The sequence below is a fragment of the Fibrobacter sp. UWB1 genome (assembly GCF_002210325.1).
Classification (GTDB): Bacteria; Fibrobacterota; Fibrobacteria; order Fibrobacterales; family Fibrobacteraceae; genus Fibrobacter.
Genome location: NZ_MWQL01000016.1, coordinates 68632 through 78949, shown reverse-complemented (window position 1 = coordinate 78949; position 10318 = coordinate 68632). Strand labels below are relative to the sequence as shown.

The following is a 10318-nucleotide window of genomic DNA, read 5'->3' as shown; positions in this document are numbered from 1 at the left end:
CGTCTCGAGGATCTTCAAACTCTAGATACTCTCCGTCGTAGCCGGCAAAAAGGCTGTCCATATTGGGGTGTTCCTTATTTTTTTCAATCGCAGCGAGAGAATCAACAACTCGTTTACTTTTTGTTGAATCAGCCTCCCAGAAACCGTCCCTACATGTTTCATAGATATATTCACCAAAAGCTTCAACAGTAGTTGTATCGCCATCGTCACAAACAGGCTCAAGCTCAAAGCTACTACTCGACTCTGCTACAGACGAACTGCTATTCTTACCGCTTACGGAACTAGAGGATTTCTCTTCAATCGAGGAAGAAGACTTATCCTTGCCGGAACTCTTTTGAGAAGACGAGGATTGGAGATCCCCGCTCGAGGCGGGGATGACAGAAGACGAAGAATCGTCGCCCGGTTCCGGCGAAACAGAAGAAGAGGATTCATCGCCACATGCTGTGAGCAGGGCTAGGAGAATGGACAGAGCCAAAGCGTTTGCAAAAATCTTCACAGAAGACCTCCGAACCTCAAATAAATTCACGAGAAATATAGAAATAAGTTGTGTATGAAATCGGCGGCCTTTCGACCGCCACATTTTATTAAAAGGTTTATTTCAAGTCACGAATTTTTGCTTCCGGAAGCCCCGTAACTGCAGAAATTTCTGTCACAGAGAGTTTTCCCTGTTCAAGCATTTTCTTCGCAATATCCATTTTCGTTGAATACTCGGCTACGGCTCGATCAAAATCGCTCATGTCCACAGTCATAAGATACCTCGAACTGAAATTACATAATTTCACCTCGTTTTGCAAGACCTTGAACACGGGATCATTTGCAAATTCACTGAAATCGGCTTCGCGATTCAACGTGTCGATGGCGCGGAGCCACTGAGCCAAGCGGCAGTTGTCGCCGACATAGTCCTTCGCGTTCTTGAGAAACTTCGCCACTTCAACCAACGTCACTGTCTGCCGGTCAAAATAGGACACTGTGGTAACCAAGCTCGCCAGGAATGAACGGGTTCACGAGTTTCGGATTAGCGATGCGGTCCGAGCCAATCAAGCCCAGTGCTGCATTCACAAGGTCCGTCGTGAGCATCAAGTTCTTTTCATTGGCAAGAATTTTCTTGATGCACCCGTCGTTGTAGAAATACACGTTCCTGTGTTCGTATTGTTTGACAAAGGCGTCGATGTCCTGCCCGTTATCGTTTGCATTCTTGAGTTTGCCGAGAAATTGAGCAAATTCATTTCTTTCCATTATTTTTTCCTAAACCGGGGAACAGCCCCCGAAAAGCGAATAGAGAGTTCTCCCTATCTATACACTAATACGCCACTTTGGAAAAATCAGTCTGATTTCACCCCTGTTTGAAGGCCTCAATCAACGTAAAAAAAACTTCACGTTTATACAAAACAATCATAAACCCTACTTGTCTCGGGTACAGTCATATTCCACTTTGGACTACGAAAAGGCGGGGCTTGCGCGCTCCGTTTTTTTATTTTTGTCGTCATGAGCTATTCTTTGTTTGAAAAATTTGGTCATATCCCCAGTTTTTGCGCCCCGCTGTTTGGGCTGTTATTTGTTGCATCTTTAATTTCTTGCGCCGGTAACGGAAAGCCGCTGACCGAATCGGACCCGCAGTCCGAAGGTTCGCAAGCAGCTAATTCCGGGAGCTACACCGACGACTATTTTGACGAAGGCTCGGCCGGACAATCCGGCAGCGCCTCGAATTCCACCCGCAAGAACGCACCCGGCGCTATCGGGAGCGACGGATTCAGCTTTACGCTGCCCGCAGGCGACTGGGCTCTCGTGGGCGACGAGGGCGGCGCCCACGAGAGCGGCGTCCCATACGAATTTTATAATGCAAGCACGGGACGCCGCGCGGTCCTGGTCGAAATCGAACTCCCGAAGGGCGAACCCATGCGACTCATGGACCGCGCCCAGATGGAAATGCAAGCATTTGAATCTAGCGGCAAGAAAGCGACTCTCGCCGAGACCTACCCCGAAGAAAATTTCGGCGGTACAGGCGTCTTCTTTGATGTTGCAGGCAAGCGCTACGACAGCCCCTACGAGGCCGTCGGCTTTGTCACAGGCGCAGGGAGCCGCGTGTACACGCTCACGCTTTCTGCCACCGACACGCCGCTCCAGCCGGGCGAACTCAAGAACGAATGGAAGGAATTCTTCGCGAACTTCAGCATGCGCGAAACTGCTGCAAGCGAAGGCCCGGAACTTTCGCCGAACAACGTGCAAAGCTTTGACTCCCCCACGCTCGGCTACACCTGGGCCGTCAAGGACACCCTCTGGCATCACTGGACAGGAATCGCCCGCCAGAACGACGACCCGGACCTGGTGCTCAGCAACAAGGCCGAAGACGTTTCACTGTTCGTTTACGGCGCGACTGTAGAAAGCGACGCCGTCAATTCGCAAGATTTGTTCAAGGTGCTGCTCGTGCGCCTGGGTGTCGACCCCAACAATCCCACACTTGAAATACACCGTCAAAAAGTCGGCGACCGCTACGCGCAAGACTTTACCCTGACTCACGTGGTCAACAAGTTCGACTTCTACTACACAGGCCGCTATTTCTATGACGACGGCCGCGGGATCTTGATTGTGAGCTGGACCCAAGGCGTGAACAAGAAAAAGTACGCCAAGGTCATGCAACACGGTATCGAAGGCCTGACCGTGGGCGAAAATCCGGCCGCCAAAAACGCAGCCACCGACCCCGAATCGGCCAAGAAACTCGCCAAGTTCAACGCCGCCATCATGAGCCAGGTGGGCATTCTGCGCCTGCTCGAAAACCAGCCGCTCGTAGCACTCAGCTACTTTGAACGCGCCAACCGCATGGACCCCGAAGAGCCTCTCTACCTGATCAACTGCGGATTCGTGTACCAGATGAAGGAACTTTACGGCCCGGGCATCAGCCACTTTGAAAGCCAGCGCGAACTGGTGCAAAAGAACGGCAAACTGCTCTCGATTTTGGGCGAAATGTACGAAGCCCTGTTCGACTACGGCCGCGCCCGCGAATGTGCCGAAGCAGCCCTCCGCTACACGCCGAACAATCCGGAATACGTAATCAACTTGAGCGACGCCCTCTGGGGACTCGGTCAGCGAAACCAGTCGCTGGTGGTGGTGCAACGCCTTTACGATACGCAGCCAAGCAGCCGCCTGGGCGTCTACCTCGCGAAAACTTACATGGGCCTCGACCAGTACGCCGAAGCCGTCGACATTCTTTACCAGGTGCGCCGCCGCTTTGGCATGAGCGTGGAACTCGGAAGCACCTTGATGGATGCCCTCATGTTCCTTGGCCGCTACGAAGAAGCCCGCGCCATTAGCGAAGAAACCTTGGCCAAGGACCGTAACGACTACAAGATTTGGACGACGCAGGGCAAGATTCTGTTCTACAGCCGCAACTACCGCGACGCCGAAAAGTCACTCACCAAGGCGCTCGCCTTAAAGCCCGATAACGAAGACGCCAAGAGTTTCCTCTCCGCCACGAAGGCATTCCTCGGCAAGGCAGACAACCGCACGCTGCAAAAGCCGATTACACCGGTAGAAGAACGCACCAAGAACCTGAAGAGCCTCCTCAGCGAAAGCGCCAAAAAGCAAGGCACCGAAGGCGATTTCCCCGCCGTGGTGCATTACAACAAGCAGACCTTGAAAGCCGAAAAGGGCGCGAACTGGGTCCGCACCGACGAAATGCTCATGGAAATCCTCGACATTCGCGGCGCCGCCATCTATCGCGAATTTACGTTCGACTTCTTGCCGGGATTCGACCGCATTTACCTGAACGCCCTCGAAGTCTACGACAGCAACTGGAACCTGAAGCAGAAGGCGAACCTGAATGGCGCCTACATTACCTACGCCACCGAAATCGGCGGCCAGAACGAATCGCAGACGGCGCATTTCCCGCTGCAAGAGCTTGAACCGGGTGACTTTATTTACTTGCAGTTCAGCCGCACCAACATCGAAAACAAGGGCATGATTCCCTACACCGACTTCGTGAGCAGCAAGGACGTTCCTGTGGGCCAGTCCAGCTTCCGCATTTACGCCGACACCGCCCGTTTTGTGACCGAAGAATACGGCCCGCTCGAAAAGAAGGCCATCAAGGGCGGTATCGAATGGAAGATCGAAAACCCGGTCATTATCCGCAAGGAACTTTACATGCCCGTGTACCGCGACTTTGGCGCAGGCCTGATGCTTACCGGCAAGCAGGAATGGAAGAACGTGGGCGAAGATTACCAGAACCTGATCAAGCACCAGTTCAAGCAGGCCGTGAGCGTGCGTGAAAAAGCCCGCGAAGTCCGCGGCAGCAAGGCAAACGACAACGCTGTGAAGGCCATCGTGAACTTTGTGCGCCACGATATCCGCTACCGCGACATTCGATTCGGCGGACACAGCCTGATTCCGCAAACCGCCGAAGTCACGCTCAAAAAGCATCAGGGCGACTGCAAGGACATGGCGCTTTTGCTCAAGGAAATGCTTGAATCGATTGGCGTCAAGAGCTACCTCACGGCCATCCACCTGACCGAAGAAGGCTTTGCCGGTCTCCCGACGATTCAGCAGTTCAACCACATGATTCTCTACATTCCGGCGCAGGGTCAAGTCACCGAACGCTGGGTCGATGCCACCGACAAAACCGGCAACGATCGCCCCGTACCGCTCGACATGGAAGGCAAGGTCGCGCTCGTGATTAACGACGACAGCAGCCATGTGGTCACTACGCCGATTTTGGAAGACAATCAGGAGCACCAGATTGGCATTGAACACCGCCTGTTTATCGGAAACGACGGCGCCTGCGAATTCCGCGACTCGATTTCGCTGCAGGGCAAGTTTGCAAGCGTCATGCGTAACCGTTTCTATGGCCGCGACGCCAAGGAACAGGAAAAGCTGATGGAAGACTTCCTCGCTTCGGGTATCCCCGACGTAAGCATCGGAAACATCCGTATCGAAAATCTCGCCGAATTCAACAAGCCGCTCGCCCTGATTGTGACTTACGCCTCCAAGGGATACTTTGGCCAAGGCGGCTCCGAACTCAAGGGACGCTTCCCGAACGTGTGGGAACGCAGCCTGTTCAAGCTCCCGAAAGTTTCCAAGCGTCACCACCCAATTCGCATGCCGCACGAAACGCAGTTTGCATACAAATTAAGCGTCACCGCCCCAAGCGGCAAGAAAGTCAAAATCACGGGTCCGAAGCCGCTTAATCGCGACCCGGATTACGTGAGCTACGAGAAGAATTTTGACGGCAAGAACAGCATCAAGTGGACCACCTTCGCGCTTTACGCCGACCCCGCCGAATACAACAAGATTCGCGAGGAATGGACCTACTTGCTCAGCGAAACCAGCCCGATGATCGAGATAAAGTAGTTGGTAGAGCTTAGTTGGTAGAACTTAGAATGACCGCGATTTCTAAGTTCTAAGCTCTACATTCTAATTGCAACATTGGCGCTCTTTCAGAGCGCATTTAGTTCGGCTCAGCCATGTCAAAGCAGAAACTGCTTTGCCGCGGCGTTCGCCTTTTACTAAATTTCCGCTCACTATGAGCATTTCTATTCCTCAGTTGCCTAAGGGCACACGCGATTTTTACCCGGAAGCCGAGCGCATCCAGAATTACATTTTTGACACCTGGCGTAGCGTCGCCGAATCTTTTGCCTACGAAGAATACGAAGGCCCGATGTTTGAACATCTGGAGCTTTATACAGGCAAGTCCGGCGAAGAAATCGTAAGCCAGCTTTACAACTTTAAAGACAAGGGCGACCGCGAAATCGCACTCCGCCCCGAAATGACTCCGACGCTCGCCCGCCTCGTGATCCAGAAGGCCCGCGAACTCAAGAAGCCTTTCAAGTGGTTCAGCATGCCGCGCCTGTTCCGTTACGAAAAGGCTCAGAAGGGCCGTCTCCGCGAATTCTTCCAGCTGAACATGGACATTATCGGTACCGAAAGCATTTACGCCGAAGCCGACCTGATGGCAGCCATTGCTACCATGCTCCGCAAATTCGGCCTCAAGGACGGAGAATTTGCGATTGGCGTCTCTAGCCGCAAACTTTTGGCCACTTACCTCGAAGAAATCGGCGCCCCGAATCCGGCGCTTGTTTACCCGGTGCTTGACCGTCGCTTGAAAATCGGCCCCGAAGCATTTGCCAAGGCGCTCGCCGATGCAGGTCTCAGCGAAGACCAGGTGAAAAAGCTCGACGACTTCATGAGTTGCAAGAGCATCGAAGAAGTCAAGACCAAGGTGCATAGCGAAAACGCGACTGCCGCCCTCGCCGAAATCGAAGACCTGTTCGCAACGCTTACCGCCGCAGGCTACGGCGAATGCGTGAACCTGGACCTCAGCATTGTTCGCGGCCTCGCCTACTACACCGGCATCGTGTTCGAAGTATTTGACAAGGGCAAATCCATGCGCGCCATCGCCGGCGGAGGCCGTTACGACAGCCTCACCGAAAAGCTCGGTGGCGAACGCATTCCAGGCGTGGGATTCGGCATGGGCGACGTGGTGCTCGCAGACTTGCTCGCCGAACACAACTTGCTCCCGAACCCGAAGCAAAGCGTAGACTTCTACATCGCAAGCTTTACAAACGACATGAAAAAGGTGTTCAAAACTGCCCAGGTATTCCGCAACGCCGCAGGTAACACGAACGCCAAGCCGTTCTCGGTCGCTCACCCGCTCGCCCCCATGAAAATGGGCAAGCAACTTGACCAGGCCAACTACCAGGGCGCCAAGATCGTCGTCTACGTCGACGGTTCCAAGGCCGCCGAAGGTGAATTCGAATACAAGGACATGCGCACCGGCGAAATGTTCGTCGGAAACGTAGACGCCATCGTAGAACGACTCAACACCGAGGTAAAGAAAGACTAACCAATTCGGAATTCGAAATTCAGAGTTCGGAATTACTTATCAGGCAGCTCCGCCAAGATTGTATTAATTCAGAATTCCGAAATCCGAATTCATAATTATACTATGATGTCCCCCCTAAAAGTCCTCCTTTCTATCATCAGCCTGTTCGCGGTGCTGGGCTTTATCGCCATCATCTACCCCGATGACGGAATCCATATTGGCGACACAACGCTCCGCTACCCGAAGCTCACCGAAATCTTCGTAAAGCAGTCCGCCGGCGATTCGCTTAGCGATTCTACCCAGGGCGACCCCGAAGAAGCTATCCGTGAGATGATGGAAGCAACCAAACGCAAAGAGTTTGCCGCCTTTAGCGACTCGCTCAAATTCTATGAGGACTTTTTTGAAAAGGGAAGAACGCGCTTTGATTTGCCGAACAACGACGCCACGTGGTTTGACCGATTCTTCTTGCACCTGGAACTCGCCTCACTCGATTCGAACGTTGTACACGTTGTGCATTACGGTGATTCACAGCTTGAAGAAGACCGAATCTCGGCCACCATTCGCGAGGACTTGCAAGATGAATTCGGTGGTGCAGGCCCGGGCATGATGCCCGCCATTATGACCGTGCCGTCTATGACTACTAGCCATGCAGGCGTCGGCGCCCTTTCGCGCTACATTCTGTTTGGGCCCAAAGAAGACGAAGCTGAACATACACGCTATGGACCTTTGGCCCAGCTCGCCAAGCTTGAAGGCGAAGCCTCCATTACCATCCAGCGCCGCAAGGAACGCAAGAAACAGTTCAGCCATGTGGGCGGTTACAGCACCATTCGCCTCCTCACAAACAAGAACGCTCGCCTCAAGGTCAGACTCAACGTAAACCAGACCGTCGTAGACACCGTGGGCCAAGAAGAAGACGGCTCTCCGAAAGAAAAGCGCTCTACCAAAGTGGTCGACGCCGGCGAACCGGTTATCGACACTTACAACAAACTCAAAGTTTTCACCTGGAAACTAAAGGACACCACCTCCATTGCCAAGATGTACCTTTCGGGCAACGCCGAAGTCTACGCCATTTCGGCAGACGGTGCTTACGGTGTCGCCGTCGACAACGTGGCCATGCGCGGTTCTTCGGGTACGATATTCCATCGCATCGACTCTGAACTTCTGGCCGAATCTTACAAGGCCATGAACGTAAAACTCATCATCATGGAATACGGCGGAAACTTGGTGCCAAGCATCAACTCCGGCAACATTGAATGGACCAAGAAAATCATCACGCGCCAGATTCAAGCCATTCAAAAGGCGAACCCCGACGCCGACATCTTGTTTATTGGCCCCGCCGATATGGCTCGCCAAAAAGACGGCCAGTGGCAGACGTATTCCGGCCTAGCGATGACAATCAAGGCCCTGCGTGAAGTCGCGCTCGAAAACGGCGCCGCCTACTGGGACATGCACCGCGTGATGGGCGGGAACGGAGCCATGATCAAGTGGGTGAACAAGGATCCCGCACTCGGGTTCACCGACCACATTCACTTTACGCGCCGCGGTGCCGCCTACATGGGCGACCTGTTCTGCTCGGCACTGCGCATGCACTACGACTACTTCAAGTTCCGCGACCGTCACAACATCAGCGACGAAAAATTGAAGGAACTGCACCAGTGGAGCGCCGAAAACAAGCCTGCCCCCAAGCCTGTCGCCAAACCAAAGCCCACCGCCAAGCAAGCAGTTAAACCAGCCAAGCCAAGCTCAAACAAAGCCGTAAAGGCAAATTCTGCAGCAAAGGCAGCCCCGGCAAACAGAAAAGCTGATTCGAAAGATTTAAACAAAGGAGCGAAGAAAAAGTGAAACACGTACTCCTTGGTATTGCGCTACTCACGCTTTCCGCTTTTGCAAAAGACATGCCGACAGCTCCCGGCAGTTTTTCCGTCGACATTTCTCGCTACGACTTTATCGACACGACACAGAACGTAATCAAATTCCCCAAGGGCAACGCCTCGTTCAACGCGTTCTTTAACAAAATGGATACGCTCGTGTTCGAAAACCGCGGCCAGGTTCGCATTCTGCACGTGGGCGGTTCGCATTTGCAAGCCGACGTAATCTCCGGCCGTATTCGCGAGCACCTCATTAAGGAATACCCGGGTGCCTCTGCCGGCCGCGGGTTCGTGTTTCCGTATTCTGCCGCCCGCACCAACACGCCTGCGAGCTACGCCAGCGCCTACAAGGGCATCTGGGACATGAACAAAAACGTGCAGCGTGAAATCAAGAAGCCGCTCGGCCTGCTTGGCATTGCCGTGAGCACCAGCGACCCGCGTTCCGAAATCACGCTGTTCCTCGACAAGTACAACTCTACCCCGATTTGGGGCGAAACCAAACTCAGACTTTTTGGTTACAGTGACAACAACGACGTAGTTCCTGTACTGCGCGTCGATTCGACCGACATTTACGGCATTCTCGATTCCGCAAGCCAGAGCTACGTGTTTACAAGCCCGCGCCCGATTGACACCATTCAAATCGCTTTCCGCTGGATCGATTCCTTGAAGCAGGCCGAGATTTCCAAGTTCATTACCGACTCGCTTTTCCAGGATTCTATCGCCCGCGCCAAAGAAGATTCCATCAAGAAGGCAACCGGCGATACCGCCCAGAACAAGAAAGATTCCAACGTGATTCCGGCAAAGATTCCGAACAACGTTGCCTTGCCCGAAGTCGCCCGCGATTCCATGTTCCAAGGTGAATGCGACGTTCTCGACACGGCATGCCTGCGTCGCGAAGAGGCCAAGAGCAAATCCCGTAGCTGTGCCGAAAAGTTGAACAAGCCCGCAGTCAATTACGCCGAGGGCGAAATCGACGCCACCAATTACGCCAACGAACATTGCATCGAACAAGCCGCCGTACCCGACTCTGTCAAGAAGAACGCTCGTCCGCGCTTTACGCTTACCGGCATTCTCACCGAAACCGACGCTCCGGGCATTACCTACACGGGCGTAGGCATCAACGGCGCAAAGGTTCACGACTACTTTGAAGAAGTCTGCCCGCAGTTCGAAAAGGAACTTTCATTCTACAAGCCCGACCTCGTCATTTTCGCCATCGGCATTAACGATGCAAACGTGGAAAAGTTTAACGACAAGCAATTTAAAGACGACTACGACAAGCTCATTGCCCGCATCAAGAAAGTGAACCCGAATGTGGCGATTATTTTCGAGACCAACAACGACATGTATCGCAAGGTCAAGAAGAAACGTTTCGTGCAGCACCCGAACGGCGATGTCGCCCGCAAGGCATTCTTCGCCCTGGCCGAAAAGCACAAGGCTGGCGTTTGGGACAAGTTCGGCATTATGGGCGGCCTCGGCTCCATGGCCAAATGGGAGAAAGCCGACCTCGCCAAAGCCGACAAAGTGCATTTCAAGCTTTCAGGCTACAACCTCCTTGGCGATCTGTTCTACAAGGCTATCATCAACTGCTATCAAGAACACATCGCCAACCTCCCCGCCGAAAAGAGGAAAGACTAACCTA

6 protein-coding genes and 1 pseudogene are annotated in these 10318 nt (G+C 53.4%); 4 read left to right on the top strand and 3 right to left on the bottom strand.

The genetic code is table 11. The features are described 5' to 3' along the window. From B7988_RS11880 to B7988_RS11870, 3 genes and pseudogenes are all read right to left on the bottom strand, one after another. Positions 1-496, bottom strand: a pseudogene (locus B7988_RS11880) (hypothetical protein); the annotation flags it as partial. A gap of 97 nt (positions 497-593) precedes the next feature. Continuing rightward, the gene (locus tag B7988_RS11875; RefSeq protein WP_163453245.1) at positions 594-929 is read right to left on the bottom strand and encodes a hypothetical protein; all 336 of its coding nucleotides are present in this window, start codon (positions 927-929) and stop codon (positions 594-596) included. 25 nt (positions 930-954) lie between these two features. Further along, positions 955-1236 (bottom strand): hypothetical protein, encoded by a 282-nt coding sequence (locus B7988_RS11870; protein ID WP_088658077.1) that lies wholly within the window; start codon positions 1234-1236, stop codon positions 955-957. Positions 1237-1485: 249 nt separating this feature from the next. Between B7988_RS11870 and B7988_RS11865 the strand changes: the two genes are divergently transcribed. From B7988_RS11865 to B7988_RS11850, 4 genes are all read left to right on the top strand, one after another. Then, positions 1486-5340: a DUF3857 domain-containing protein gene (locus B7988_RS11865; protein ID WP_088658076.1), complete on the top strand. Its 3855-nt coding sequence runs from the start codon at positions 1486-1488 to the stop codon at positions 5338-5340. A 172-nt stretch (positions 5341-5512) separates the two neighbouring features. Next, positions 5513-6832 carry a histidine--tRNA ligase gene (gene hisS, locus B7988_RS11860; RefSeq protein ID WP_088658075.1) on the top strand — a complete coding sequence of 440 codons (1320 nt, stop codon included), beginning with the start codon at positions 5513-5515 and terminating at the stop codon, positions 6830-6832. 102 nt (positions 6833-6934) lie between these two features. Then, positions 6935-8653 carry a GDSL-type esterase/lipase family protein gene (locus B7988_RS11855; protein ID WP_088658074.1) on the top strand — a complete coding sequence of 573 codons (1719 nt, stop codon included), beginning with the start codon at positions 6935-6937 and terminating at the stop codon, positions 8651-8653. Continuing rightward, complete coding sequence (locus tag B7988_RS11850) at positions 8650-10314, top strand: GDSL-type esterase/lipase family protein (protein ID WP_249268985.1); 1665 nt, start codon at positions 8650-8652, stop codon at positions 10312-10314. The genes B7988_RS11855 and B7988_RS11850 overlap by 4 nt, the downstream gene beginning before the upstream one ends. The last annotated feature ends 4 nt before the right edge of the window (positions 10315-10318 follow it).

Excerpts from the sequence above, each read along its gene's own strand:
- B7988_RS11870 (WP_088658077.1), bottom strand. The coding sequence starts at position 1,236 with ATGGAAAGAAATGAATTTGCTCAATTTCTCGGCAAACTCAAGAATGCA.
- B7988_RS11865 (WP_088658076.1), top strand. The coding sequence starts at position 1,486 with ATGAGCTATTCTTTGTTTGAAAAATTTGGTCATATCCCCAGTTTTTGC.
- hisS (WP_088658075.1), top strand. The coding sequence starts at position 5,513 with ATGAGCATTTCTATTCCTCAGTTGCCTAAGGGCACACGCGATTTTTAC.
- B7988_RS11855 (WP_088658074.1), top strand. The coding sequence starts at position 6,935 with ATGATGTCCCCCCTAAAAGTCCTCCTTTCTATCATCAGCCTGTTCGCG.